At 66.0% G+C, this 24,749-nt stretch carries 31 protein-coding genes; 21 read left to right on the plus strand and 10 right to left on the minus strand.

Annotated elements, in window-relative coordinates; translation table 11 throughout:
* The first annotated feature begins 20 nt into the window (after positions 1-20).
* Positions 21-674, plus strand: coding sequence for an acyl-CoA desaturase (locus M4I32_RS05065; protein ID WP_319033412.1), 654 nt, complete (start codon positions 21-23; stop codon positions 672-674).
* Here the strand turns inward: M4I32_RS05065 and M4I32_RS05070 are convergent.
* The 3 genes from M4I32_RS05070 to M4I32_RS05080 form a co-directional block, all read right to left on the minus strand.
* Entirely contained in the window at positions 604-2,310 is a 1,707-nt protein-coding gene (locus M4I32_RS05070) for a DHA2 family efflux MFS transporter permease subunit (protein WP_319033413.1), read from the minus strand. The genes M4I32_RS05065 and M4I32_RS05070 overlap by 71 nt on opposite strands.
* Before the next feature lie 64 nt (positions 2,311-2,374).
* The gene (locus tag M4I32_RS05075; protein ID WP_319033414.1) at positions 2,375-3,043 is read right to left on the minus strand and encodes an NAD(P)-dependent oxidoreductase; all 669 of its coding nucleotides are present in this window, start codon (positions 3,041-3,043) and stop codon (positions 2,375-2,377) included.
* A 98-nt stretch (positions 3,044-3,141) separates the two neighbouring features.
* The gene (locus tag M4I32_RS05080; RefSeq protein ID WP_319033415.1) at positions 3,142-3,432 is read right to left on the minus strand and encodes a hypothetical protein; all 291 of its coding nucleotides are present in this window, start codon (positions 3,430-3,432) and stop codon (positions 3,142-3,144) included.
* 185 nt (positions 3,433-3,617) lie between these two features.
* Here M4I32_RS05080 and M4I32_RS05085 point away from each other — a divergent pair, with 185 nt between their 5' ends.
* The 6 genes from M4I32_RS05085 to M4I32_RS05110 all read left to right on the plus strand — a co-directional run bounded on the left by M4I32_RS05085 (position 3,618) and on the right by M4I32_RS05110 (position 8,270).
* The gene (locus tag M4I32_RS05085; protein ID WP_319033416.1) at positions 3,618-3,794 is read left to right on the plus strand and encodes a hypothetical protein; all 177 of its coding nucleotides are present in this window, start codon (positions 3,618-3,620) and stop codon (positions 3,792-3,794) included.
* A 290-nt stretch (positions 3,795-4,084) separates the two neighbouring features.
* A complete protein-coding gene (gene sigJ / locus M4I32_RS05090) occupies positions 4,085-4,969 on the plus strand; it encodes an RNA polymerase sigma factor SigJ (protein WP_319033417.1) in 885 nt (294 codons plus the stop codon).
* 64 nt (positions 4,970-5,033) lie between these two features.
* Positions 5,034-5,480: a nitroreductase/quinone reductase family protein gene (locus tag M4I32_RS05095; RefSeq protein WP_319033418.1), complete on the plus strand. Its 447-nt coding sequence runs from the start codon at positions 5,034-5,036 to the stop codon at positions 5,478-5,480.
* Positions 5,481-6,048: 568 nt separating this feature from the next.
* Positions 6,049-6,228: a LysE family transporter gene (locus M4I32_RS05100; RefSeq protein WP_005050722.1), complete on the plus strand. Its 180-nt coding sequence runs from the start codon at positions 6,049-6,051 to the stop codon at positions 6,226-6,228.
* A gap of 420 nt (positions 6,229-6,648) precedes the next feature.
* Positions 6,649-7,359, plus strand: a complete 711-nt coding sequence (locus M4I32_RS05105) for an alpha/beta hydrolase (protein WP_319033419.1) — start codon at positions 6,649-6,651, stop codon at positions 7,357-7,359.
* Between the two features lie 80 nt (positions 7,360-7,439).
* Complete coding sequence (locus tag M4I32_RS05110; protein ID WP_319033552.1) at positions 7,440-8,270, plus strand: alpha/beta fold hydrolase; 831 nt, start codon at positions 7,440-7,442, stop codon at positions 8,268-8,270.
* Positions 8,271-8,321: 51 nt separating this feature from the next.
* Here the strand turns inward: M4I32_RS05110 and M4I32_RS05115 are convergent, their stop codons facing one another.
* Positions 8,322-9,050 (minus strand): class II aldolase/adducin family protein, encoded by a 729-nt coding sequence (locus M4I32_RS05115; RefSeq protein ID WP_138173429.1) that lies wholly within the window; start codon positions 9,048-9,050, stop codon positions 8,322-8,324.
* 145 nt (positions 9,051-9,195) lie between these two features.
* On the opposite strand from M4I32_RS05115, the gene M4I32_RS05120 reads away from it, so the two are divergent.
* The 7 genes from M4I32_RS05120 to M4I32_RS05150 are packed head-to-tail and all read left to right on the plus strand — an operon-like array spanning position 9,196 to position 14,591.
* The gene (locus tag M4I32_RS05120; protein ID WP_005050729.1) at positions 9,196-10,590 is read left to right on the plus strand and encodes an aromatic-ring-hydroxylating dioxygenase subunit alpha; all 1,395 of its coding nucleotides are present in this window, start codon (positions 9,196-9,198) and stop codon (positions 10,588-10,590) included.
* Entirely contained in the window at positions 10,587-11,180 is a 594-nt protein-coding gene (locus M4I32_RS05125; protein WP_138173431.1) for a 3-phenylpropionate/cinnamic acid dioxygenase subunit beta, read from the plus strand. The genes M4I32_RS05120 and M4I32_RS05125 overlap by 4 nt, the downstream gene beginning before the upstream one ends.
* The gene (locus tag M4I32_RS05130; protein WP_138173433.1) at positions 11,177-11,491 is read left to right on the plus strand and encodes a hypothetical protein; all 315 of its coding nucleotides are present in this window, start codon (positions 11,177-11,179) and stop codon (positions 11,489-11,491) included. Before M4I32_RS05125 ends, M4I32_RS05130 begins: the two co-directional genes overlap by 4 nt.
* 14 nt (positions 11,492-11,505) lie before the next feature.
* Positions 11,506-11,700, plus strand: coding sequence for a ferredoxin (locus M4I32_RS05135; RefSeq protein ID WP_005050734.1), 195 nt, complete (start codon positions 11,506-11,508; stop codon positions 11,698-11,700).
* Position 11,701: 1 nt separating this feature from the next.
* Positions 11,702-12,925 (plus strand): NAD(P)/FAD-dependent oxidoreductase, encoded by a 1,224-nt coding sequence (locus M4I32_RS05140; protein ID WP_138173435.1) that lies wholly within the window; start codon positions 11,702-11,704, stop codon positions 12,923-12,925.
* Between the two features lie 39 nt (positions 12,926-12,964).
* Entirely contained in the window at positions 12,965-13,741 is a 777-nt protein-coding gene (locus M4I32_RS05145) for an IclR family transcriptional regulator (RefSeq protein WP_252370903.1), read from the plus strand.
* A gap of 16 nt (positions 13,742-13,757) precedes the next feature.
* Positions 13,758-14,591: an aldo/keto reductase gene (locus M4I32_RS05150; RefSeq protein ID WP_319033420.1), complete on the plus strand. Its 834-nt coding sequence runs from the start codon at positions 13,758-13,760 to the stop codon at positions 14,589-14,591.
* Between the two features lie 516 nt (positions 14,592-15,107).
* On the opposite strand, the gene M4I32_RS05155 is transcribed toward M4I32_RS05150, so the two are convergent.
* The 3 genes from M4I32_RS05155 to M4I32_RS05165 are packed head-to-tail and all read right to left on the minus strand — an operon-like array spanning position 15,108 to position 17,166.
* Positions 15,108-15,854, minus strand: coding sequence for a hypothetical protein (locus tag M4I32_RS05155; RefSeq protein ID WP_319033421.1), 747 nt, complete (start codon positions 15,852-15,854; stop codon positions 15,108-15,110).
* 8 nt (positions 15,855-15,862) lie between these two features.
* Positions 15,863-16,693 carry a TrmH family RNA methyltransferase gene (locus M4I32_RS05160; protein WP_413466785.1) on the minus strand — a complete coding sequence of 277 codons (831 nt, stop codon included), beginning with the start codon at positions 16,691-16,693 and terminating at the stop codon, positions 15,863-15,865.
* Positions 16,690-17,166: a GyrI-like domain-containing protein gene (locus tag M4I32_RS05165; RefSeq protein WP_319033423.1), complete on the minus strand. Its 477-nt coding sequence runs from the start codon at positions 17,164-17,166 to the stop codon at positions 16,690-16,692. The genes M4I32_RS05160 and M4I32_RS05165 overlap by 4 nt, the downstream gene beginning before the upstream one ends.
* Positions 17,167-17,412: 246 nt before the next feature.
* Between M4I32_RS05165 and M4I32_RS05170 the strand changes: the two genes are divergently transcribed.
* From M4I32_RS05170 to M4I32_RS05185, 4 genes are all read left to right on the plus strand, one after another.
* Entirely contained in the window at positions 17,413-18,291 is an 879-nt protein-coding gene (locus M4I32_RS05170; RefSeq protein ID WP_319033424.1) for an AraC family transcriptional regulator, read from the plus strand.
* A gap of 181 nt (positions 18,292-18,472) precedes the next feature.
* Positions 18,473-19,084, plus strand: a complete 612-nt coding sequence (locus tag M4I32_RS05175) for a LysE family translocator (protein WP_138174570.1) — start codon at positions 18,473-18,475, stop codon at positions 19,082-19,084.
* A 75-nt stretch (positions 19,085-19,159) separates the two neighbouring features.
* The gene (locus M4I32_RS05180) at positions 19,160-19,339 is read left to right on the plus strand and encodes a hypothetical protein (protein WP_212743495.1); all 180 of its coding nucleotides are present in this window, start codon (positions 19,160-19,162) and stop codon (positions 19,337-19,339) included.
* 18 nt (positions 19,340-19,357) lie between these two features.
* On the plus strand, positions 19,358-19,567 hold the full coding sequence (locus M4I32_RS05185) for a hypothetical protein (protein WP_319033425.1): 210 nt from the start codon (positions 19,358-19,360) through the stop codon (positions 19,565-19,567).
* 481 nt (positions 19,568-20,048) lie between these two features.
* On the opposite strand, the gene M4I32_RS05190 is transcribed toward M4I32_RS05185, so the two are convergent.
* Complete coding sequence (locus M4I32_RS05190; protein ID WP_138174572.1) at positions 20,049-20,999, minus strand: LysR family transcriptional regulator; 951 nt, start codon at positions 20,997-20,999, stop codon at positions 20,049-20,051.
* 63 nt (positions 21,000-21,062) lie between these two features.
* Here M4I32_RS05190 and M4I32_RS05195 point away from each other — a divergent pair, with 63 nt between their 5' ends.
* The gene (locus tag M4I32_RS05195; protein WP_319033426.1) at positions 21,063-21,923 is read left to right on the plus strand and encodes a sulfite exporter TauE/SafE family protein; all 861 of its coding nucleotides are present in this window, start codon (positions 21,063-21,065) and stop codon (positions 21,921-21,923) included.
* A gap of 283 nt (positions 21,924-22,206) precedes the next feature.
* Entirely contained in the window at positions 22,207-22,368 is a 162-nt protein-coding gene (locus tag M4I32_RS15200; protein ID WP_413466791.1) for a helix-turn-helix domain-containing protein, read from the plus strand.
* 27 nt (positions 22,369-22,395) lie between these two features.
* Here M4I32_RS15200 and M4I32_RS05200 read toward each other — a convergent pair whose 3' ends face one another.
* Together M4I32_RS05200 and M4I32_RS05205 are read right to left on the minus strand one after the other, a co-directional pair.
* Positions 22,396-23,043 (minus strand): peroxiredoxin-like family protein, encoded by a 648-nt coding sequence (locus M4I32_RS05200; RefSeq protein WP_319033427.1) that lies wholly within the window; start codon positions 23,041-23,043, stop codon positions 22,396-22,398.
* 236 nt (positions 23,044-23,279) lie between these two features.
* Positions 23,280-23,942, minus strand: a complete 663-nt coding sequence (locus M4I32_RS05205; protein ID WP_228480872.1) for a LysE family translocator — start codon at positions 23,940-23,942, stop codon at positions 23,280-23,282.
* Positions 23,943-23,990: 48 nt separating this feature from the next.
* Here M4I32_RS05205 and M4I32_RS05210 point away from each other — a divergent pair, with 48 nt between their 5' ends.
* Entirely contained in the window at positions 23,991-24,527 is a 537-nt protein-coding gene (locus tag M4I32_RS05210) for a CGNR zinc finger domain-containing protein (protein WP_138174574.1), read from the plus strand.
* The last annotated feature ends 222 nt before the right edge of the window (positions 24,528-24,749 follow it).

Below are 24,749 nucleotides of genomic sequence, written 5' to 3' on the forward strand. Positions count from 1 at the left end.
GGCGCCCGTCCTGGCTGCCGGTGATCTCCACCACCCCGGGCCAGGCCTCGCGCCGGCGCAAGGGTCCGCTGGGCTGGCTGATGGCGCATCAGGGCGTGTTCTTCTTTCCCATCCTGCTGCTCGAGGGTCTCTCGCTGCATGCCTCGGGCGTTCGCCGGGTGCTCTCCCGCGAACCGCTGCGGCGCAGACCGATCGAGATCACCTTTCTGGCGGTGCGCACGATCGGCTATCTGCTGCTGGTGTTCCTCGTGCTCTCGCCCGGGATCGCGTTCGCCTTCCTCGGCGTGCAGCTGGGCCTGTTCGGCGTGTACATGGGCATGGTCTTCGCCCCCAACCACAAGGGGATGCCGCTCGTGCCGCGCGAGACGAAGGGCGACTTTCTGCGGCGTCAGGTGCTGATGAGCCGCAACATCCGCGGCGGTCGCCTGCTCGACACCGTCATGGGCGGGCTGAACTACCAGATCGAGCATCACCTGTTCCCGTCGATGCCCCGGCCGCATCTGCGCGCGGCATCCGGCATGATCTCGGCGTACTGCCGGGAGAAGGGGGTGACCTACACGCAGACGGGGCTGTGGGAGTCGTACGGCATCGTCGTCCGCTACATCAACCGGGTCGGCCTCGGCGAGCGGGACCCGTTCGAGTGCCCGCTGCTTCAGCAGCGTCAGTCGGTGTAGCGGGCGGCCGCCGCTCAGCCACGCGGCGAAGACGAGCCGCACCGACGAAGCCGAGAACGAGAAAGGCCGAGGCGACGAGCAGCGACCAGCGCGCACCGTCGGCGAAGCCGCGCGCGAGTGCCTCCACCGCCGTCGCGGTCTGGTCGCCGAGCACGCTCGACTCGCCCTGCAGGCGCAGCTGCTCGATCGTCGTTCCCGCCGATTGGCGCGTCTGGTTCGCGAGCTGGTCGGCGGTGTCGCCGCTGATACCGGATGCGGCCAGCGCGGCGGGCAGAGTCGCTGCGAGAGACACGGACAGCGCCGCGCCCGCGAATGCCGTTCCGAGCGCCGAACCGATCTGGCGCACGGTGCTCTGGGTCGCGGACCCCTGCCCGGAGATGTCGAGGGGGACGTCGCGCAGCACGGTGCCCGTCAGTTGCGCGGACGCGAGGCCGAGACCCAGGCCGTACACCACGAGCGGCAGGGCGACGAGCCATCCGGGTGTGGTCGCCGTGATCAGGAACGCGAGCGCCATGACGCCGGCGACCTCGAGACCCAGGCCGATGAGCACGGTTCCGGGGGATCCGACGCGGGCGGCGAGGTGGCGTGCCGAAGCGCCCGCGAAGAACGCTCCCAGCGCCATGGCGGCCAACACGAGACCGGCCCCCATCACGTCGAGACCGAGGGCGTTGATCAGGTAGAGCGGCAGCACGAAGATGATGGCGAACTCCCCCACCGCGACCATCGCGGCGGTGACATTGCCCCAGGAGAACGTGCGCAGCGTGAACAGGTTGAGATCGAGCAGGGCGGCGCGCCGAACCTTCTCGCGGTGCCTCTCCCAGACGACGAACAGCACAAGGGCTACCGCCGACACCGCGAAGGCCACGGGGACGGCCGAGATCGCGGCATCCGTCGGCCACGTGACGCCGAAGATCACCAGCTCGCTCGTCGGCGTCCACCAGCCCAGGTCGGGGCCCTCGATGATGGCGAACACGAGCGATCCGAACCCGATCGCAGACAGCAGGGCGCCGTCGACATCCATGCCGCGAAGCCGCCTTCTGCCGCGGGTCTCGGGCACGAGAATCACCGCGGCGATGAGCACGAGAGCCCCGAGAGGGATGTTCACCAGGAAGATCCAGTGCCAGGATGCCCACTGTGTCAGCGCGCCGCCGGCGAGCGGTCCGACCGCCGCCGCCCCGGAGATCACCGCTCCCCACACGCCGAAGGCGGCGGCCCGATAGCGGCCACGGAACACGGCATTGACGGTGGAGAGCGTCGAGGGCATGATCAGCGCGGCCCCGACCGCCTGCACCGCCCGCGCCCCGATGAGCATTCCGGCCGACCCGGCAGCGGCGGCCAGCGCGCTGCCGAGCACGAAGACGACGACGCCCGCGATGAGGAGTCGCTTGCGGCCCCACCGGTCGGCGAGGCTTCCGGTCGACAACAGGAGGGCGGCCAGGATGACCGCGTACAGGCTGTTGACCCATTGGGCGTCGGTGAGGTCGAGCCCGAGGTCGGCGATGATGTCGGGCAGGGCCACGCCCACGATCGTGCCGTCGAGCACGATCAGGCCGAGGCCGACCGACAATACCGCCAGGGCGAGCCATTCACGCCGCGTCGGAGCCTGCGGTTCGCCGACCGCCTCAGAAACGCTCATGGTTCGACGGTAGCGGCGAGCACGCCTCACTGCTGTGCGATGCCCGCCGCGCCGCCGGACGAGATCAGCTCTCGGTCTTCGGCCCCCAGATCGCGGTGAAGCGGCCCCGACGGTGCTTCGGCTGCTCGACCTCGTCGATGATCGCCAGGGCAAGGTCGTCGGCCGAGATGGTGGAGGCGTCCTCGTCGTCCTTCAGCAGCACGTCGCCGCCGAGCACGTACGAGCCGCGCGACGCCGTGCCGAGCCACGACCCGAAGTCCGACGGCGGGCTCACGTAGAACCAGTCAAGGCTCTCGGGGCTGGCCTTGAGCATGTCGAACGCGTGAAGTCCGGTCTCGATCTCGGGCTTGACCTCGGGGGGAAGCTGCTCGTGCGACACGTCCCAGAGGGTGGGTCCCCCCTCGGAGAGGTGAAGCGACGAGGCGCCGCCGATGTAGCCGAGGCGCGTGTCGGTGCCCTCGAGCGTGCGGATGAGGTCCTCGAGAACGCCCTCGACCTTGCCGACCATGTCGCCGCGCGGAGACAGCGCCACGACGACGGCGTCACGCCCCTCGATGACCGACGTCAGCGTCTCGCGGTGGACCACGTCTCCGGCGACATAGTCGACTCCGGCGACCCGCTCCTCCGGTGTCGTTCTGCTGACGGAGGTGACGTCGTGTCCGCGGCGTGCGGCCTCGGCGACGAGGGCCGAACCGGCGTATCCGCTGCCACCCAGGATCGTGATGCGTGCCATTGTGCTGTCCTTTCACGGTCTGCGCCCCGCGAGGCACATCGGTCTACATCAGGGGCAACGTCGCGGCGGGACTGCGGAATTCCGTCGGCGACGGATACTCACCGGCGAGTGGTGCGCTCCAGCCACGCGGTAAAGGTCTCGACGCCGGTCTCGGCGCCGCCTCCCGGCAGCAGGGTGCCCTCGCGCTGCGCCGTGCCGAGCGGCCTGGGCAGCGCCACTGCGGGAATCCATCCGCGGTGGCCGGTTGCCCGCGCCCAGCGGCGGACCATGTCGACGAGCGATTCCTCCCGCGGCCCGGCGATCTCGATGTAGCCGCCGTGCGCCGGCGACTCGGCGAGGTCGACCAGCCGCGCAGCGACTTCGCGAGCGGCGATGGGCTGGGTGCGCATCTTCGGCGCGAGGTGGAGCGGCCCCACCTTCGCCGACGAATGGATCTGCTCGGCGAACTCGTGGAACTGCGTGGCCCGCAGGATGGTCCAGGGCCTCGGGCCGGCCTCGATCGCCCGCTCCTGCGCCCGCTTTCCCGCGTAGTAGTCGTAGGGGCGCGGTCGACGCCGACGATCGACAGCGCGACGTGCCGATCGACGCCGGCGCGCTGTTCTGCCGTGAGCAGCGTGCGCGTGACCGTCTCGAAGAACTGCGTCGCGGGATCGGCCTTGAGCGTGGCGACGTTGGTCACATCGACGACGGCCGTGGCGTCTCGCACCGCGTCGTCGAGGCCGGCGCCGGTGGCCAGATGGATCCCGCGTGAGCGCGCCAGGATGACGGTCTCGTGACCACGGGCGGTGGCCGCGGCATCCACGAGCCCGCCCATGAGCCCGGTTCCTCCTGCAATGGCGATTCTCATCGTGTCCCTCTTCTCGTTCCGGACGCCCCGAACGACGTCCTGCCCTCCCGACGACGCGGGCGTCGGAAACGTGAGGCTCACATTCGCCCGCGCTGCATCGTCGTGGTGAGCGAGGGGTGGAGGTCGCGCTCGGCGCCGACATTCGCGATGCTGTGAGCGACACGCTGCCCGGGGAACAAGATCGGAGAGACCGGATGCCGGATGATGCCGCGACCGCGGCCCTCGAGGCGGAGCGGCCCGCGCTGCGGGGCCTTGCGTACCGCATGCTGGGCTGTCTCAGCGACGCCGAGGACGCGGTGCAGGATGCGTTCGTGCGCTGGGTGCGCCTCGGCGACGAACAGCGTGCGGGCATCGAGAACCCGGGGGCATGGATGATGCGGGTGACCTCGCGGATCTGCCTCGACATGCTCGGGTCGGCCCGTGCGCGACGCGAGAGCTATGTCGGCCCGTGGCTTCCCGAACCGGTGCCCGCGAGTGTCGACGCCGTTCCGTCGTCCGACCCGCTGGATCGGGTGACGCTCGATGACTCGGTGAGCATGGCGCTGCAGGTGGTGCTGCACACCCTCACCCCGGCCGAGCGCGTCGCGTTCGTGCTGCACGACGTGTTCGAGCTGCCCTTCGCGCATATCGCCGACACGGTCGGACGATCGGTGGAGGCGACACGGCAGCTGGCCACCTCCGCCCGCCGCAAGGTGCGCTCGCGCACCGACGATGCGGCACCCCGCGAGCGGCACGACGAAGTGGCGGCGGCCTTCGCCGCAGCGACGGGCTCGGGCGACTTCGACGCACTCGTCGCGATCCTCGACCCCGGCGTGACGCTGACGTCCGACGGTGGCGGCAAGGTCAGCGCGGCGAGGCGCCCGGTGCTTGGCGCCGTCAACGTCGCCCGCTTCATTCTGGGGGTGCTCACCCAGCGCCCGGATGCGCAGGTCGCCCCCATCGCCACCGCCGACGGGCTGGGCTTCTTGGTCAGCGAGAACGGGGTGGTCGACACCGTCATGGTGCTCGGCGTGCGCGCCGACCGCGTGACGGACGTGTGGCTCGTGCGCAACCCCGACAAGCTCACGAGCTGGCGCTGATCCTCGGCCTCACGTTTCAGGCGGGACGCTTGCGGCACCCGCTCCACCTGGCCAGAGTAGGGCCATGACCCTGATCCGGGCACTGTCCACGGCCGTCGCCGCTCTCGTGGGCGTCGCGCTCATCGGCCTGGCCGTCTTCGTGGTGGGCGTGCGCACCCGGCATCCCGGCGTGCTGCGCTTCGCGCGTGTCGTGCAACGCGACATGCTCAACCCGGGGGCGCTCCGGGATGCCGGCAGCCCCGGCTCGCCCTGGGCCATCGTGCGCGTGGCGGGTCGGGTCAGCGGCAAGGTCTATGACACCCCGGTCGGCGTCACGCGCGCGGGCGACGAGCTGTACATCACCCTGCCCTACGGCGAGGGCACGCAGTGGCTCCGCAACGTGCTCGCCGCAGGCCGCGCGACGGTGCTGTGCGCCGGCGAAGAGATCGACGCCACACGGCCGAACTCGTTCCCATCCGGCAGGCGCCCCTCGCCACCGGCGATCGCCTCGCCATCCCGATCTTCGGCGTGACGCACGCGCTGCGATTGCACGCGGCATCCGCGGTGCCCGCCTCCTCGCGGTAGGAGCGAGCGCGGTCTCCCACACGCGCTCGGCTGTCGCAAACCGCGTGCCAACCGCGTCAAGCGGTCGGTACGCGACAGCCGAGCGAAGGGAAGAACGGGCGAGGGACGGGGGCGAGGAACGGCGGGCCGCAGAGTCAAGCGCGCTCCACGGGGAGGACCAATAGGTCCCTGTAGGTTCCCGCTCGAGATGGCATGAACCCCTCGCGATTCCACGGTAGTTGGCAACGGTTTCAGGGCCAGGATTCCACGCGAAATGGCATTTTCCTACAGTTGGTCCGACTCAACTCAGATGCCCGCTTGCGGCAGGCAGATCGACCTAGAGTGTGTTAACGAGTGAGCAGCCGCGCCGTTCAGAGGCGAGGGCGATCGCCGACGGGGCGGCTCACTCTTCTCCTCATCCCGGTGTTGCTCAGCGCGACCGGCGTCCTCGATCTCCGCATTCCTTGGCCGTGGCTCCATGGCGAGTCCGCGGGGGATCGTCCGGTCGAGCACTCACCCCTGAGAGCCCTGTCAAGGTGAGCTGGACCGGGACAGCCGCTGGAGTGCTCTATCTCGCGTGGCTGGCGTCCGCAACCCTGCGCCCCGGCGGCAACGGGCTATTCGAGACACAATCCCACGCGCGCGACTCCCGGTCGAAGCTGTTCCGGATGGGGCTCGTCACCAACCTGCTCAACCCCAAGGCCGCTGTCATGTAACTCGCGATCATCCCGCAGTTCATAGATCACGGGCAGGGAAACACGACCGCTCAGGGATTCGTTCTCGGCGGAGTTCAGATCATCGTCAGGATGATCGTCAACTCCCTCATCGTGCTGGGCGCCGGCACAATCTCCGGATTCGTGTCGACGCGACTCACGTGGATCCGGCACCCCGCTCGGCGCAGTGGCGGTCACGCTGGCCAGAGAGGTCCCGCAATGCAGCTCGCCAATGAACCGGGCGATCATGCTGCAGGACCTCCGTGAGACGCCGCTCAGATAGACCGTCCTCCGGAAGCTCGACGAGTACGAATGACCCTTTCTGAAGGGATTGAACAGGACTGTTGTTCTGCACAGATTCTGCTAGGTAGAGTGGGATTCCATCCGACGGAACCCGCCGTCGGTGAACAAAGGAGTTCCAGAATGCGCATCGTCTTGGTTCATGGAGGTTGGCAGGGTGGTTGGGCGTGGGACGGCGTTGTCGCTGAGCTCACGAAGGCAGGCCACGAGGTATGGGCCCCAACCTTGCAGGGTCTCGGTGACAACGACGACCGTGCAGGTGTCACGCTCTCGACCATGGCGGACAATCTCATCGGCCGGATCGCCGACAAGGGGTGGGACCGGTTCGTCGTAGTCGGCCACAGTGGCGGCGGCCCGCTCATCCAACTCGTAGCTGAGGCGATGCCGGAGCAGGTGGAGCAGGCGATCTTCATCGACGCGTGGGTACTCGCCGACGGCGAGTCGATCAATGCGATCCTCCCCGCCGAGTTGGCGAATTTCGCCCGTGGCACAGCCGCGTCCTCGCCCGACCAGAGCGTGCCGATCCCGCCGCTATTCATGACGGCTTTCTTGCAGGACGGATCGGAGGAGCTTCACGCGCAGGTCGAGCCTCGTCTGGTGCCGTCGCCTGGCGGTTGGCTCGACGAGCCGATCCGTCTTCGGACGGCCGGCACCGGTGACGTGCCGAGCGGCTACATCTTCCTGCAAGAGGATCGGGCTGTGCCGCAGGAGTTGTACCGCGCATCAGCAGACCGGCTCACGAACCCGACGACCGCGAGCTCGCCGGGGAGCCATCAGGCCATGTTGACGCGCCCGGTGGAGCTGGCAGCAGCCATCGTCTCCGTTATGTCGTGACGACGTTTCGCTCTTTCGCGACTTCCGCTGGGACCGTCGCTTACGCCGAATGGCTGCCCGGCGGCCCCGCCCGTGCGACGGTGCTGCTCGTTCACGGCGGGGGGGTGGGCCCCGGTGGCTGGAGTCGAGCGATCGGCGGGCGACCCGGGTGGGCACCCCGTCTCGCCGAAGCCGGATACCGCGCGGTCGTGATGACGTGGCCTGGGTTGTCGGCTGGCGGCGCATGGGACCCCGACACGCGGCTGGATGGGGCGGCGGTCGCCGGCGCGATCGTCGAGCTAATCGCTGCGCTCGGCGGCCCGGTCGTCCTCGTGGTCCACTCCATGTCCGCCGCTTTCGGCTATCGGGTCGCTTTCCACCATCGGGATTCACTGATCGCCCTAGTCGCGCTGGCACCCGCTCCCCCCGGGGACATCCAGCCCGAGCCCGCCGTGCTGGAAGAGGACGCCGATCACATCGTCGTCCAGGGACGCCCGCTCACCTGGAGGCTTCCCCGTCGCGGCTGGTGGCATCCCGGACCAGAGTTCATCGAGGCGAAGCTGGTCGGTGCAAGCGAGCAGTTCCCACCCGGTCACCTGGACGAGCTCCGTTCGCAGCTGGTGCCAATCCCAGCCGGGCTCCTCCTCGAGCGGCAGAACGTCCGCGGTGCGCAGGTCCATATCGGCGACAGGGAGTTGGACGGCCTACCGACCCTCGTGATGGTCGGTACCCACGACACCGATCATCCGATCGAGTCGGACCGCGCGACTGCTGACTGGCTCGCCGAGCGAGGCGGCGATGTCAGGTTCGTCGCGTTGACGGCAGCGAACGTGGCTGGCAACGGCCACATGCTGATGCAGGAGTCGAACAGCGATGCGGTACTCACCCTGGTGACGGAGTGGCTCGGTCCAAATGTGCGCCTGCGGCGGTGAGGATGGTGCAGTTGATCGCGACCCGGGCTCCGGACATCTGTGATGGCCCGACTACAGCAGGAGCCGTTGCTCAGCAAGTTCCTGCAGCAGGAATCGCCAGAGATGCCCGTCGTTGAATGCGTCACCCAGGTCGGGCAGGTCGGCGAGGTCGTTGTCATCGATCGGTATAGGCTCGGCCCCTGCCTGCAGAACGGCGAGGTGCACGCGAGCGAGGCTGTCGACATTGATCGCGCGGATGACGGCCTGCGGGACGCTCTCGCCGACGGCCGTGAGGCCGTGACCGCGCAGGATGCCGACCGGCCGCGTGCCGAAATCGTCCGCCATGGCCGTCGCGCGTGCGTGGTTGCGGATCAGCGCAGACGAGGGGTGCGCGGGGATGCCGTCGCGCGCCATCCGCATAGCGGGGATGTTGAAGGCACCGACAATCGGTAGCAGTGTCCGTCCGGTTAGCGAGAACGCGACGACAGCCGGCGGATGCGCGTGGACGACGGATCGGGCCGCAGGATTGCGGCGCAGCAGCTCAAGATGCAGAGACAGCTCGTTCGGCGCCCGGTACCCGCCGGCGAGCTCGAACGATCCCTCGAGGGGCACGGCGAGGATGTCGTCGGCGGTGGTGAAACGCAGCCCCCGCTCCTGCGGTCCGCGGGCTCGGATGAGGACGGTGTCGTCGTCGACCCGCAGGCTGACGTGCCCGAGGATGTCGTCCACGAGCCCCCGGACCGCGAGCACGCGGCAAGCATTGGCGACGAGCATGCGTTCGTCGACGTAGTCGTTCATCATCCACTTCTCCTTCGAGGCGTGATCTCCGATTGCGAATTCCTGGAAAATCTAGCAGAATCAGATTCTGTCTTAAAGAAAACCGGTCTCGACCGACGTCATCTTCAAGGCGCGGAATAGGACTCTGACATCAGGAAGCAGCGGCCCAATGGCGAGCAAGACGACGATCTTCGAGGACGTGCGGCGCGGCATGATCCCGGCGCACATCTATAACGACGAGGAGATCTTCGAGCAGGAGAAGAGCAAGCTCTTCAGCCGCGCGTGGATTTTCGTCGGACATGAATCCGAGATCCCTCAGCCCGGTGACTACGTGGTGCGGCATGTGCTCGACGACTCGTTTATCGTCGTGCGCGACGAGAGTGGTGAGATTCGGGCGCACTTCAACATGTGCCTGCACCGCGGGATGCAGGTATGCCGCGCCGAGGTCGGCAACGCCTCCCACTTCCGTTGCCCCTACCACGGGTGGTCATACCGCAACGACGGCCGGATTATGGGCCTCCCGTTCCACGAGGAGGCCTACGGGGGTGAGGCAGGGTTCAACAAGAAGGGTGCACGACTGCTCCCGGCGCCGAACCTGGACACATACAACGGTCTGATCTTCATCAGCATGGACCCGAACGCGCCGACCCTGCGGGAATACATCGGCGACTTCGCGTTCTACCTCGACTACTACACCGGGCAGAGCGCCAAGGGCATCGAGCTGCGTGGCCCGCAGCGGTGGCGCGTCAACGCGAACTGGAAGATCGGCGCCGAGAACTTCGCCGGCGACATGTATCACACGCCCCAGACCCACACCTCGGTCGTCGAGATCGGGTTGTTCCGTGAGCCGAAGGCGGAGAAGCGCAAGGACGGCAACACGTACTGGGCCGGCAACGGCGGCGGCACGACCTACAAGCTCCCGCCGGGCAGCCTCGAGGAGCGGCTGCGCTACGTCGGATATCCCGACGCGATGATCGAGCGGATGAAGGAGCAATGGTCGCCGGAGCAGCTCGATGTGATTGGCCGTGACGGGTTTATGATCTCAGCGGCATCGCTCTTCCCGAACATGAGTTTCGTGCACAACTGGCCGAAGGTGGAGGACGGGGACGACGTGCTGCCCTTCATCTCGATCCGTTCGTGGCAGCCCATTAGCGAGAACGAGACGGAGGTCTACTCCTGGTTCGCGGTCGATGCCGAGGCGCCGGAGGAGTTCAAGGAGCTCTCGTACAAGGCCTACCTTATGTGCTTCGGTAGCACGGGAATGTTCGAGCAGGACGATGTCGAGAACTGGGTCTCGCTGACCACGACTGCCAAGGGTTCGATGGCTCGACGGCTCCTGCTCAACAGTCGGATGGGGACTCTCAAAGACGACACTCCGGTCGTCGCTGCGCTGACGCCTGAACAGTTCGCCGGTCCAGGCGTCGCGCACGTTGGTTACGGCGAGTACAACCAGCGTCATCTGCTCGATCGTTGGGCCGACTACCTCGACACCGATGACGAAGTCGAGGTGCAGGTCGCGAGCATCGGTACAGGCATCACCAACAACGGGGAGGCACCCGCATGATGAACACCGAGACCGGTGTCCAGATTTCCGGGCAATCGCCTCTCGGCGCCCACGCCACGCGCGCCGATCGAGTCGGGCGGTCCCTACTGTTCTCCGACGAACTGCATCTCGAGGCGCATCGTTGGTTGATTGAAGAGGCTTACACCCTCGACGAGCAACGGTACGAGCACTGGCTTGAGACGCTTACAGAGGATATTCACTACATCATGCCGGTGCGTCAGACGACGGCTCTCGGGTCTTCCTTCACGACGGCGAGGGGGATGTCGCACTGGGACGAGAATAAGTACTCGCTCAGCCGCCGGGTCGCGCGATTCCTGACTGAACACGCTTGGACGGAGGACCCTCCCTCACGCCTGCGTCACTACGTGACGAACGTGCGTGTGTTCCTGTCCTCGGTCGAGGACGAGCTCATCGTCGACTCCGCCGTCCTGCTGTTCCGCAGCCGGGGAGACGTCAACGAGCCGTCAATCATCTCCGCTCACCGCGAGGACGTATTGCGTCGCGTCGGTGACGACCTGCAGTTGGCACGTCGGGTGATCATGGTGGACGAGTCGGTGCTCCGCACCCAGAACCTGGCGATCTTCCTGTGAGCGGCCTCGACTGGGAGGGTGCCGACGTCGATCGTGATGCCGCGGCGGCTGCGGCGGCGGAGCGCGAGCGTCTTGTCGCCCGCACCGTCGGAGAGCCGCTCGTCATCGCCAACGAGTTTTCGGAGATCGAAGTGCGCCGCGTGGAAACTCACAACGGCACGAGGCTACTGATCGACGCCCCGAAAACTGGCCAGTGGATCGCGATCGATCCCATGGAACTCGAGGCCCTGACCTGGCAGACCACGCAGACGTTCTCCGAGATGATCGCGCGGCCTGACCAGCCGATGTTTCCCGAAATGCGACCGCAGTAGAAAAGGAGAGACCGATGGCACGGATCATCGCCGACCGCAGCGCCTGCCAGGGCTACGCCAATTGCGTTGTCGCCGCGGGCGACTACTTCGACCTAGATGACGACGCCCTAGTGATCGTTCTGCGCGAGGACCTGCCCGACAGTGACCGCAAGCGAGTAGAGGAGGCGGCGCGCAGCTGCCCCGTCTCCGCCTTGGTTGTGGAGGACTGACGTGTCGCGGGTCGTCATCGTCGGCGCCTCTGTTGGTGGGCTCAAGACCGCCCAAGCCCTTCGAAGCGAGGGATTCGAGGGCGAGATCGTCCTGATTGACCAGGAACGCCATCCCACCTACGACAAACCTCCGCTCTCGAAGAAGTACCTCACCGGTGAGACGGCGCGACACGAGATCGAGCTTCTCTCCGAGCACGAGACGCGGGGGATCGGAGCCATCTCAATCTTCGGCACGCCCGCGGCATCCCTCAACCTCGAAGGCCAGGTTGTGACGCTCGAGGACGGTACAGCCGTCTCATACGACACACTCGTGATCGCCACCGGGTCACGCGCCCGTCGCTCTCCGTGGGGTGAAGGTGAGCATATTCACTTGCTGCGTACCAGCGGCGATGCCGAGCGCTTGCGGGATGAGCTGGCCACAGCGCGGCACCTTGTGGTCATCGGCGCAGGCTTCATCGGGGGGGAGGCTGCCGCAACGGCGATCACGGCGGGCGTACGGGTCAGCATGGTTGACCCGTTCCCGGCGCCGATGTCGCGGGTGCTCAATGCCGAAGTCGGCCAGATCTTCAGCCGCAAGTATGCCCAGGAGGGCGTCGAGGAGTACTTCGGAAGGACAGTCGAAGGCGTCGAACAGACGGCAGACGGGGTGCGCGTGGTGCTCGATGGCGGCGAGATCATCGAGGCCGATGCAGCTCTCGTCGGTATCGGAGCTGTGGTCAACACAGAGTGGCTCGAGGGTTCCGGCATCGAACTCGACAACGGGGTGACCTGCGACTCTGGGCTGCGGGCCATCGGGCATCCTGAGATCTTTGCCGTCGGCGATATCGCACGTTGGGCGAGTGCGTCGCGCAACGTCTCGCTGCGCCTCGAACATTGGACCAATGCCGTTGATCAGGCTCGCGTCGTCGCACACAACATCGTCCACCCTGATGATTGCGAGGACTACGACACGACCGAGTATGTCTGGAGCGACCAGTACGACTGGAAGATCCAGGTGGTCGGGCGCACCGGCGCCGACGACATCGTCATCATCGGGTCCGAGGAGGACCAGCGCTTCGCCGTACTTTACTCGGAGAGTGACGACTCACTGACCGGCGCGCTCGTCGTCAACTGGCCGCGGGCGCTCGTTAGCACGCGGCGAGCGGTGGCTACGAGAACCGATCGAGCCGAGGTCGCGGCGCGCCTGACCGGCGACGGCGCGCGGTCGGTCACGCCCGCGGTCTGAGGATGGTCCCCGTGACCACAAGGCGATACGATTTCTGTTGTGCAGAAATCGCCCGGCGACGGTGTAGCGCCCCAATACCCGATCGAGTCAGTGGACAACGCACTGCGGTTGCTCATCCTTCTTGGCGAGCGTACGGAGGTAAGGCTGACCGACGTCAGCGCCGAACTCGGGGTGGCGTCTTCGACGGCGCACCGCATCCTCGCAATGCTCATCTGGCGCGGATTCGCCCGTCAGGATCCGCGCACGAAGACCTACGGTCCGGGTCCGACACTCACGAGCGTGGCCTTCTCAATTTTCCGGCGCATGGATCTTCCGCGCCTGGCGCAGCCGATCCTCGAGGATCTCAGTTCCTCGATGGGCGAGACGAGCCATCTCGGCACCCTCGAAGGCGCGAACGTCCGCTTCATCGCGGCGTCCGAGCCGGCGGCGGCAGTCCGCGTCGCCTCACGCCTCGGACGGGAGATCCCGGCGTACGCGACCTCGACCGGCAAGGCGATGCTTGCCAGCCTGCCGACAGAACAGCTCGGGCGCTTGTTTCCAACGGACTCACTCCCCGCGGTGACCTCGCATACCGTTCAGTCCCTTGCGGACCTCGAGAAGGAACTCGAAACCGTTCGGCGCCAGGGCTACTCGACGAACCGCGAGGAGAGCGAGGACGGTGTGGCATCGGTCGCAGTCTCGGTCGCGAACTCAGCAGGCATCAATCTCGCCATCAACCTCGCTGCCCCAGTCCATCGTCTTCCGGTCTCGAAAGTCGCGACCTTCGGGCGAGCACTCAAGGACGCCTCGATGCGGTTGAGCGAGGCGTTGGGCTAATCACGGGGGTGCTCCAGTGAACCCCGCCCCGATCCCACTCCTCCACGGACACTCGATTCCGCGTCTGGGTCTCGGCACGTGGCCGCTCAAGGGCGACGCGGTGCACGAGATGGTCGCGCTGGCGCTCGACATCGGCTATCGACTGATCGACACGTCTCACAAGTACCTCAACGAGGCCCCGGTTGGCGCGGCGATCCGAGAGAGCGGGATCGCTCGCGAGGAGATCTTCGTCACCAGCAAGTTCAACAAGGAGAATCACAGCGTAGATGGTGTCCAGCGCGCCTATGACGAGAGCCTCAGACGGACCGGGCTCGACTACCTCGATCTATTCCTCATTCACTGGCCAGTGCCTTGGCTCGACACCTACGTTGCGGCCTGGCGGGGTCTTGTAAGACTCGTCGAGCAGGGGCGGGTCGGGGCGATCGGCGTCTCAAACTTCAAACGACCACATCTGGAACGGATCGTCGCCGCTACCGGACGCGTGCCCGACGTCAACCAGATCCAACTGAGTGCCGACCTGGCGCGCGACGATATCCGTGATCTGCACAAGCGGTGGGGCATCGTGACCGAGGCCTGGAGTCCGCTCGGGCGCGGCGGCCCCTTGCTCACAGATCCCGTCGTGGTAGACATCGCAGACCGGGTCGGTCGCACCCCCGCGCAGGTGTTGTTGCGGTGGCATGTGCAGCACAACATCGTCCCGATTCCGCGCGCGGACGACCCCAGACAGCTGCGGGAGAACGCGCAGATCTTCGATTTCAACCTCACTCACGACGACCTTGCGGAGCTGAGGAACCTCGATCGCGGTGAATCAGCGGCACGAGATTCCGACTCAAAAGAGAACGGACATTAGCGCGTTTCTCCCTGACTCGATCGCGTTTCAAGTTTCAGGGGCCGAGCGATCACGTCGAATCCGGAAACGATCAATTTCGGGATGCGTGCGGAGGCTAACCGTTGTCGAGCAGTTCGAGCAGCCGTGTAGTTACGCGCCAGGTTCGGACTGTCATCTGTTGAAACATCGGCATAGCGAGTACGCGCTGAACGCGGGTCTTGGTCGCTTGTGCGGCTACCCGCGAGAAGTACAGGACACCCGGCCCGATTGCCATCGCGTCGACGCCCTCGCGCATTTCGGGAAGATCTGCAAACGCCGCTTCGGCCGTGAGGGGATCCTTTACGAAGAACACTTCGCTGCGTAGCCGATCTGATCCGTGGTCCGATGGTGCTTGGGCGATAATCGCTGCTAGCTTCCAACAACGTCGCCGGCCAGTACGGTCGGAACCAAGACAGTGCTCAACGCTGTAACCGGGCTCTATGCAGCCCCACGAATTTTCTGCCCGAAGGAACAATGCTGACGAGCTACACGGAAGATTCAAACTCGATGCTGGAGTCGGCTGGCGATGCGGCAGAGGATGACTGCTCGGGTTCCGATTCGGAACCATGCGAGAGGTCGCCGGGGGCCGGTTAGGCGCACCTTGCGGGCGCGGGTCGTCACTGCGATCACGGTTCCCTCGTCGAGTACCTCTTCCAGCGAATTCAGCATGCCGTCGAGGCCTCGTGCAGCATCCGGTCCGTGCCACGCTGTCTGCTCGCCGTAGGGGATATCGGTGACCACGACATTGGGGCGTCGCCCGTTCAACGCGCGCCGGAGTTGTGCGGGGTCGAAGACGTCGGCTGGTGCGATGTTGTAGTCGAATGAGCCGTCGCCTGACGCGAGCCGGCGAGCGAGTCGCTGTGCAGCGGCGGCGGCATCGAGGTAGGCGGGTTTGCTCAGGCGCTCGGCGCGGGCCTGCAGTTCATTCGCGCGGGCGGTCATGCCGTGCTTGCTCAGAAGGGCGAGGTTCTTCCGGGCGAGTTCCAGCGCCGCGTGATCGACGTCGGAGCCGAGGACGCTGGTGATTCTGTCTCTATGCAGGAGTGTGAGAGTGGTGAGGAGGTGGCCGCTGCCGCAGCATGGATCCCATACCTGGGCGGTGGGGTTCGGGGTGAGCGCCAATGCTCGCTGGAACATCTCGCTGGCGAGGCGTGCGGGGAGGGCGGGGAACCCGGGGGCAGAGTGGAGCACGCCGCCGGAGAGGTCGGCGTAACTCTCTCGCGTGACGGCGTAGCGGTAGGCCATTCGCGTGCCTATGCCCGTCCGCGCTGGCGCGCGGCCTCGTAGAGAGCGATCGATGCCGCGTTGGCAGCGTTCAGCGAGCTGGCGGCGCCGCCGATGGGGATGCGCGCGACGACATCGCACGCATCGCGCCATCCCGCGCTGAGTCCGGCGTTCTCATTGCCGATCGCGAGCAGGACGGGGCCTGTCAGATCCACGTCGGCGATGTCGTCGGACCCGTTCTCGTCGGTTCCGACGATCGTGAGGGGGATGCCCGCAGCGCGTTGCTCCCGTACCCAGGTCACCAGTGGTTGATGAGATGGTTGTCGGATCACCGGCACCGCGAACAGCGACCCAGTGGAGGCGCGGACGGCTCTGGGGTCGTACGGATCTGCGCCGTGTCCGGTGACGATCAGGCCCGACCCGCCGATGGCATCCAATGAACGGATGATCGTGCCGATGTTGCCGGGCAGGGAGGGGCGGTCGAATGCCATCCCGAGGAACGACGGCCCCATAGGTATGCGAGACAGCTGATCGTCCGGCACGGCGGCTACGGCGATCAGCTCGGGGGAGCCGTCGTCTTGGTCGCTCAACTGATGCAGCAGCTGAGCCGCGACGGCTATCCGCTCGCCTCCTGATCCTTCGATAACCTGTGCACCCCACCGCGACAGCGGCCGATCCGCGTCATAGAGGACTGCGCGGATCGGCCAGCCCCGCTCGAGTGCGAGGCTGATGGGGCGCACACCCTGCACGATGAACTCGCCGGCCCGCTGGCGCTTGTTGCGGTTGTGGAGCAGAGCTTCCCACTGTTGGAATCTTGCGTTCGGCCGGGAGACGCGCAGAGTTGGCTTACGCGCGTTCAACGGGAATCCAGACCTCGGCGGTTGCGGCGCGCTGCTCGCTCGCCTGGTCGGCGCTCAGTGACGATCGACGGCCCCGGACGCAGGCGCCACGGGTGTGACGGAAACCACTCGCTGACAATGTCCATCCAGGCCGACGCAAAAGGAGCGCCCGTGCGGAACACCGCCCATTTGCCGGCAGGAACCTCGATCACATCGAGGCGCTCAGGTGCGGGCGGAGCCGCATCGAGGGCGACACCGACCATGAACGTGAACCGACTGTTCACTGCGTAGTCGGCGTCGACCTCCGTACTCACCTGAAGCAGACCCGAGGGCTCCGAGCAGCCCAGTGCTCGGAGCCGCTCCACGTTCTCCGCAGACAGCGCCGTGATGTGTGCCTCGACATGAGGATTCCGGAATTCCGACACGACCGGGACGCGCGCTGCGTAACCGATCAGGCGGAAGGCCGTCCGCTCGACGATACGGGCGTCTAACATGCTTCCCTTCAGCTTGGACTCTCGTGGTGCGAGACGATTTCCAGGGTGTTCGTCACGCCGGGTCCGGCGCCCGACAATTGGAGACCGATCAAGTCGGGTGAAGGCGCCCGGGACGCCTGATGGTGTGTGGTGTTGCGTGTCGTCGGACGTCGCCGGCCGTCACGAGCCGGCCCGCTCGGATCGGAGTCGCACGTTCGGACAAACCACTGCACCCGGCAAACAGAATTGGAATGAAGGGAGGCTTGTGTGATCAGTGAGCTCAACAGGCTCATCGAGGTCGTCGAAGCGGATCTGTCCGACGACCTCGACATCGGTGCGCTGGCTGCTTCCTTCGGCACCACGGAGTACCACTTGCGGCGGATGTTCGCATCGCTTGTCGGCATGCCGTTGTCCGAGTATGTGCGGCGTCGGCGGATGACGGTCGCCGCGGCCGACGTCATCGCGGGCGATCCGCTTCTCCAGGTTGCGGTTCGATTTGGTTATGGCTCGGCCGAGGCATTCGGACGTGCGTTCCGGGCGGTCCACGGTGCGGCGCCTATCGAGGTGCGGACGAACGGCGGCCCGCTTCCGTCACAGCCGCAACTCACGCTGCGACTGACTGTCCACGGCGCCACGTCGATGGACACGCGTATCGTGGATCGACCCGCGTTCCGGCTCGTCGGCCATGCTGCACGCGTTCCGCTCATCCACCGGAGCGCGAATCCTCACATCCAAGCGCACGTCGCTTCTCTGCCGGCGCACGAGCACGCGCGACTGACGGCGCTCGGCAACACGGATCCTCACGGACTGCTTCAGATAAGCGCAGATGTCGATTCCGACTACACCGAGGGAAGCACACTGACCTATCTGCACGGCGTTGCCCGGGACGCCGCGACGACCACGCCGGAAGGACTCGACGTGATCGAGGTTCCTGCCGGCACGTGGGCTGTGTTCCGGGCATCTGGACCATATCCCGCGGCTCTGCAGGAGACGTATGCGGCATCGGCATCCGAGTGGTTTCCGTCGAACCCGTGGCTGCTGCGACCAGGCCCCTCGATCGTCGCGATCCTCGATCGCGCTGAAGACTTCCGTTCCGCGACGACGGAGTTGTGGCTGCCGATCGTCCGCCAGCGTGATGACGTGTAACCGCGACACGACCATGACCTCGCTACCCGAGGGGCGCGACTTCATGCCATCCCGATCTCGCGGACGAATGTCTACACGGTGTCCATCTGGGCGATTCGCTCGTCTTCGGCTGATCGCTCGTGTATTTCGGGATTACGCGGACGCGGTACTGTGCGGAAGCAACGACTCTCGAAGGACGACGATGAGCATTGCATTCCTGCTGACCACCCTCGTGGTGGTCGCCACCCCCGGCACCGGCGCCGTCTACTCGATCGCCGCTGGGCTCTCCCGCGGCGCAAAGGCTGGCATTATTGCGGCGTTCGGCTGCACCCTCGGGGTCATCCCTCACATGGTGGCCGCGATCACCGGACTGGCCGCGATCCTGAATGCCTCCGCGATCGCGTTCCAGACGATCAAGTGGCTCGGTGTCGCCTATCTGCTTTACCTCGCCTGGCAGACATTCCGCGACAAGACGATGATCGACGGCGACGCGAACCCCGCCCCGGTTTCGTTCTGGCGGGTCATCCGTACCGCCGTGCTCATCAACCTGCTTAATCCGAAGCTGACCATCTTTTTCTTCGCGTTCCTCCCTCAGTTCGTTCCCGCGGGCGAGGCGAAAGGCACGTGGCACATGATCTGGCTCAGCCTTGTGTTTATGGCGTTGACGTTCGTCGTGTTTGCGCTGTATGGGGTGTTCGCCGCGGGGATGCGCAACCAGGTCATCACGCGCCCGAAGGTCATGGCGTGGCTGCGTCGCACCTTCGCGGGCACGTATGGGCTGCTCGCCGGCCGTCTCGCCCTCGAAACCCGCTGATGCAGCTCAGTTCATGACTCGGCGCTGCGCGCTCATTTCCCTCAGCTCGCCGTCGCGACACTCACCCTCGATGGCGTGACCGACACGGCGGACGTCTCGGCGACCGCGGCACCATTCCGCGAGCGGGCCTCCATGCGCCTCTCCGAACGACCGGAGAGCGAGTTCCCCGAGATCGTCGCCTGGCGGCGCGCATTCAGTCAGATGGGACTCAAACCCACCCAGTACCGGTGCGCGTCGGAAGCGCTGCCACGCTGATTCAAGAGCGACGGGGAATTGCCCTCGATCCACCCGCTCGTCGACCTGTGCAACGCCGTCTCACTCGATTACGCGATTCCCATCGCCGTGTTCGACCTCGTCCACGAGGCGCCCCTGCCCGGTGGCAGCGGCACCTGGGCGGAGAAGGTTCTCGTGACCAGTGCCCACGTCGCGCGCGTGCCCGACGGCTTGGCGCCGGCGGCCGCTCACGCGGAGTCAAGTACGTGATCGAGCTCTGACAGCGCCGGACGTGAACGCCGGGGTCCTCGCTGCGCCCACGAGTTGTTATCGATAGTTCAGGGCGCTCGTGCCCGTCATTGTGGCGCTCGTGGTGTCGGCCATTTGCTTCACGATCATCGTCGCGGGCTCCGGATATGAATCCGGCCACGATGAGTGGAATTGGCACGGGCCACGGCAGACTGCCTACGCGCGTTGTTCCATGCACTCGTGGTCGTCAACAACATCGGTGCGCTGAGCATCTGCTCCCGTTCGGAGGGGGTGAGGGGAGGATCGCCGATCGGTAGCCGACCTTGCATTCCAGTAACAGACGCTCTCGGTGCGGTCTGGGTTGCTTGGGCCAGCCGGAATCTTGCCGCGCTGCGCCAGCGAGTCGTTACGCTCGGCAACGCTCACTAACTGGTGCCGAGGTCCTTTCCGAGCTTGGCGTACAGCTCTATCACCGACCGGGGTGGATCTCGTATCGGGTTCGCTACCCGCGGCGGGCTTGCTCAGGGGGCGAGCCGAGGATGACGACTCCGAGCGGCTCGGTGACATCGACTTCATCCCGGTAGCGCAGAAGCGCGTCGATGAACTCCTGCTGCGCGGGGGACGGAACGTAGGTAGACCGAGTGATGAGGAGTGCGCGGCGGTCGGCCCATTCCTCTGCCACCGGATGTATGGCAGCAGGCAGTGTGGGAGAGCGGCTGACGGTCCCATACGGGACGATCGCCGCGCCAGCCCCAGTGCTGGCGACGGCGTACACCGCGTTGAGGGTTGGCAACCGCACGCGGTACGCCGGTGACACACCGAGGATGCGCGCCTGCTCGTCGATGAGTGTCTGAAGCGGGTTTGCCGCTGGCAACCCGATCAGCGGCCCCCGCATCACCTCCTCGAAGGAAGGAGCCACGTCGTCTCCGCGGAACACCGAGCCACGAACGACGACAAGGGGATCCGCCCATAACTCACGAGCGATCAAACCGTCGCCCGTCGGTGGGAGGGAAACGATCCCGAGGTCAGCACCCCCCTCGCGGACCCGAGACGCGACCTCGACGCTGCTTGTCTCGACCACCGCGATCCGCATCGTAGGGAATCGTGCGAGAGTCGCGGCCAGGAACTCGGTCAAGGTATCGACGGCTGATGTGTTGCTGGCGAGCCGGATCTCGTGGGCAGAGTCCCCGCGCAGCCCGTCCATCGCCTGCCGCAGTTCATCAGCACGTTCGAGAAGGGCACGGGCATGTATCGCCAGGGTCGTGCCGGCCGTGGTCGGCACGATCCCACCTCGTCGACGCGACAACAGCTCGACTCGCTCTTGCCGTTCCAGTAGAGCGATCCGGCTGCTGGCCGACGACAGCGAGACCCCCACGGCGCGGGCGCCCGCCGTGATCGAGCCGGCGTCGATGATCGCGACGAACAGCTCCAGATCCCGCAAGTTGGGCGCCACGAACTAGCTTTCGGATTTCGCGTACATCCCTTCCGATTCTATCAACCTGCGTCCAGCGCACTTTTGGAAGCCTTGAAGGCCTCCGGGACATCTTGTGACCCGGGCGAGGAGGAGGCCAACGTGCTGATAGAAATCGCGCCGCTTCTGCGAGGAGCGGCGGTCGTCGGCGCAGGCTTCCTTGCAGGAGGTCTGAACGTCGTCGTAGGCGCGGGGACACTGGCGTCCTTCCCCATCCTCGTTCTGCTGGGGTTTCCGCCGTTGACGGCGACGATGGCGAACACGGTCGGCATCGTGCCCGGCAGCCTGTCGGGGGTACTCGTCTACCGACGCGAGCTGCGCGCACACTACCGCGTTACTCGCCTACTGCTTCCCTCATCCAGCGCCGGCGGCGTCACCGGCGCGCTCCTCCTCCTGCACTTGTCCGCCGACATCTTCGCTGCCGTCATCCCTTGGCTGATTGGTATCGGTACGCTTCTGGTACTCAGCGGACCCGCCATCAAGAACCGCATCGGCCGCGTGGCGGCAACCGACGACGTCGACGCGACGCCATTCCCTCGCCGAGGTTCGAAAGTCGCCTCCGTGGTCGGCGCGTTCCTGCTCGGAGTTTATGGTGGCTACTTCAGTGCAGCGCAGGGGATCCTCCTCGTCGCCCTGCTCGGGATCACGACGACGTTGCTGATGCAAGAACTCAACGCCGTGAAGAACGCCAGCGTCGCCGCGGTCAACATCATCGCCGCCACGGTCTTCATCTTCGTCTCACCAGAACTGATCTCGTGGCCCATCGTCGCCCTCGTTGCTCTCGGCTCGATCCTGGGAGGATTGGTCGGCGGCAGGTTCGCAAGACGACTCCCCGCAGGCCTGTTCCGCGGGTTCGTCGTCATCGTCGGCATCACCACCGTCACGGCAACGGTCTTAAGCCATTGACCACCCTCGGTCGGCAGGAACGGTCGAGCCAGATGTCAGCGCCGGAATCACCCCGGCACGCGACGATCGATCTGCCCGTCCGGGCCCCGGGCGTAGGCCGAACTCGTTGACGTGGAACCGGTTCACGGAGTTGCTCGCTCAGTGCAGCCGCTGGCGGCCGCCGCCCGCGAGGTCGGCGCGATGCGGACGACCGCGTACCCCCGGCGCGATGGCACCGCGGTGCGGCGCAAGGATAGCGCGGTGAAGGTCGTGCCACAGCCCTGGCCCGCTTTCGCTTCTCCCCATCTCCTCGAGGCTTCTTTTCGAAGAGGAGCGCGTTCTGATCGCCGATCTCGCGAGCCGAGGTGCGCGGCCAACGGAGATCGCCGCGCTGCATGACCGATCTCCGTCCACAACCAGCCGGGAGTTGCGTCGCAGCGCGCACGGTCGCACGAGAGGCGCGTGACTCCTCCGTCCGTCGCCTCTGCAGCAGTCAGCGGATCGCATCGAGCGCTGCGATGATGTCCCGCGGTTCCGCACGTCTGGTGTGGTCGCTGTCCACGAACGACCACGATATAGACCCGCTCTGCCTGATCACATAGGTCGCGGGGATCACAAGCGTTCGACCATCGCCACCGTTTCGACGGATGAGATCGTGACCTCGTCGCTCGTAGAGCGCAGCCAGCTCCGTAGGAATGACGAAGGACAGGCCGTAGCTTTGGGAGACAGTGGCCCCCACGTCGCTCAGAACGTCAAAAGTGAGGCTGTGTTTCTCAGCGGTCGACAATGACTCGTCAGGCACCTGCGGCGAGATCGCAACGAGCCGCGCGTTGCGCGCCTTGAACTCCATGATGTTCGCTTGAAGCGCCCGCAGCTCGAGATTGCAATACGGGCACCAGCTGCCTCGGTAAAAGCTCAGCACCACGGGGCCATCCTCAAGCAGATCACTCAAGGTCACCGTTTCGCCAGTGGCGCTGGGGAGAGAAAACACCGGCGCCACATCTCCGACGGCCTTCGCGCGGTCTGCCGTACCGGCGTCGAAGAGCTCCGCAGCCGCACGATCCGTCGTCTCGTTCTCCTCGGAGGACCGGTTGGACCGCGCGTCCTCGTAGACACGCAGAAGCTCTTCCCGCAGGTTCATCTCGCTCCCATTCTGCGGCCGTTGACATACACGCTCAGCTGTCCACGCCCTCGGCTTCTGATGTACGGGGTCGCCGTCGTCGGCGCTCGTGCGCACGTGGCACTCACGACGTGTGCCGCGAGAGCGATCAGTCGATGTCGCAACGAATCGGTTGAACGGATTCGTCCATTTCAGGTTACATCGGCGCTGCGATGGCTGGCGCGCTGGCCACACGCGCGCGACCACCTGCAGGTTGTCTACGCGCGGGCAGCCTGGGGCACTTCCCTGGCCAGCATGACGGCGACCGCGGCAAGAAGGCTGCCGGTGATGCGGCGCTGCCACTTGAGCCAGGACGGGCGGGTTCCGATGAATCCTGCGATCGTCCCGGCGGCCAGCACGATTGCTGCGTTGACGATCACGCTGACAGTGATCTGGACTGTGCCGAGCGTGAACCCCTGCGCAATCGGGTTGCCGTGCGATGTGTCGATGAACTGCGGGATGATCGCCAGGTACATCACCGCCGCCTTCGGATTCAGCAGGTTGGTAAACAGCCCCATCCGGAAGAGCTTCCCGTGCGTATCGCGGGTGAGCGGTCCGGGTTCGAACAGTCCTGTCCCTCCTGGGCGGAACGTCTTGAACGCGAGCCAGGCGAGGTACAGCACTCCTGCGGCCTTCAGACCGATGTAGAGCCACGGAACCACAACGAACACGACACTGAGCCCCAGGTTCGCCATCGTCATGTAGGTGAGGAATCCCACGCCCGTCCCCGCCAGCGAGACCAGACCTGCGATTCGCCCCTGAGCGATACTGCGCGACACGAGATAGATCATGTTCGGCCCAGGCGTGAGCACCATTACCAACGCCGCCAACCCCATCCCGCCGACCGCGGCCCACGGGAGTCCAGTACCCAGCACCGTCATAGTCAGTTCCTTCCAACGATTCACGTTCCAGTGTGATGTAATGCCCTTATGCATCTCAACCCTTACGGCGAGTACGCGGTCCTGCTCGCCGCGTCACTGGCAAACGACTGGCCCGAAGATCGAGCGGGCATTGTCGACCGTGCGGAGTCTTATGGGATGCAGACGCCGTTCGCGAATCCGCAAGCGGACGACTACACCGGTGTCCGCAGGGTAATCGACCGATGGCTCGAAGTCGTTGATGAACCTTTGCCGCAACGACGCGCCGACCTCCTCAACCAACACCTCGCAGAGGCGGCCGCCTACCCGCGCCTAACCGACCACCATGATGAAGGCTGGCACCTCCACTATCGAGACCAAGACCAAGCCCTGCCGCATGTGCTGGAGGCCGTCATCAGCGTCGGCACCGCACTCCACCTGACAACGCGGGGAATGCACCGCCTTCACCGATGCGACGCCGGCAAAGTCCCGGGTGACCCGTGCCACAACGTCGTGGTAGACGTCACGCGCAACGGCCGCCAGCGGTACTGCAGCGTCCGCTGCGCCAACCGCGCTGCAGTACGTCGGCACCGCGCGCGACACGCGTGAACATGGAGACCTGACTACGCCCGGCCACCCACATCGCAATGAGCCTCATCGCCAGCAGCACCGGATCCCACACGCCGGTGGCGGCATCGTCGCCTCCCGCTGGCCCGCTCAGAAACGGAACTACGCCTCTCGACCTCCTCGAGGAAGGCGCCGACGCCGGGGAAAGTACGGCACCAACGTCGCATGCCGTGGCTCCACGAGCGGGGCGGCAACGCGGCTGAC

This window comes from Microbacterium sp. LRZ72, assembly GCF_033792225.1.
In the GTDB taxonomy this organism is placed as follows: Bacteria; Actinomycetota; Actinomycetes; order Actinomycetales; family Microbacteriaceae; genus Microbacterium.

Excerpts from the sequence above, each read along its gene's own strand:
- M4I32_RS05175 (WP_138174570.1), top strand. The coding sequence starts at position 18,473 with ATGAGCATTGCATTCCTGCTGACCACCCTCGTGGTGGTCGCCACCCCC.
- M4I32_RS05075 (WP_319033414.1), bottom strand. The coding sequence starts at position 3,043 with ATGGCACGCATCACGATCCTGGGTGGCAGCGGATACGCCGGTTCGGCC.
- M4I32_RS05105 (WP_319033419.1), top strand. The coding sequence starts at position 6,649 with ATGCGCATCGTCTTGGTTCATGGAGGTTGGCAGGGTGGTTGGGCGTGG.
- M4I32_RS05200 (WP_319033427.1), bottom strand. The coding sequence starts at position 23,043 with ATGAACCTGCGGGAAGAGCTTCTGCGTGTCTACGAGGACGCGCGGTCC.
- M4I32_RS05070 (WP_319033413.1), bottom strand. The coding sequence starts at position 2,310 with ATGAGCGTTTCTGAGGCGGTCGGCGAACCGCAGGCTCCGACGCGGCGT.
- M4I32_RS05155 (WP_319033421.1), bottom strand. The coding sequence starts at position 15,854 with ATGGCCTACCGCTACGCCGTCACGCGAGAGAGTTACGCCGACCTCTCC.
- M4I32_RS05135 (WP_005050734.1), top strand. The coding sequence starts at position 11,506 with ATGGCACGGATCATCGCCGACCGCAGCGCCTGCCAGGGCTACGCCAAT.
- M4I32_RS05205 (WP_228480872.1), bottom strand. The coding sequence starts at position 23,942 with ATGACGGTGCTGGGTACTGGACTCCCGTGGGCCGCGGTCGGCGGGATG.
- sigJ (WP_319033417.1), top strand. The coding sequence starts at position 4,085 with ATGCCGGATGATGCCGCGACCGCGGCCCTCGAGGCGGAGCGGCCCGCG.
- M4I32_RS05125 (WP_138173431.1), top strand. The coding sequence starts at position 10,587 with ATGATGAACACCGAGACCGGTGTCCAGATTTCCGGGCAATCGCCTCTC.
- M4I32_RS05080 (WP_319033415.1), bottom strand. The coding sequence starts at position 3,432 with ATGCGCACCCAGCCCATCGCCGCTCGCGAAGTCGCTGCGCGGCTGGTC.
- M4I32_RS05165 (WP_319033423.1), bottom strand. The coding sequence starts at position 17,166 with ATGTTAGACGCCCGTATCGTCGAGCGGACGGCCTTCCGCCTGATCGGT.
- M4I32_RS05115 (WP_138173429.1), bottom strand. The coding sequence starts at position 9,050 with ATGATGAACGACTACGTCGACGAACGCATGCTCGTCGCCAATGCTTGC.
- M4I32_RS05120 (WP_005050729.1), top strand. The coding sequence starts at position 9,196 with ATGGCGAGCAAGACGACGATCTTCGAGGACGTGCGGCGCGGCATGATC.
- M4I32_RS05210 (WP_138174574.1), top strand. The coding sequence starts at position 23,991 with ATGCATCTCAACCCTTACGGCGAGTACGCGGTCCTGCTCGCCGCGTCA.
- M4I32_RS05095 (WP_319033418.1), top strand. The coding sequence starts at position 5,034 with ATGACCCTGATCCGGGCACTGTCCACGGCCGTCGCCGCTCTCGTGGGC.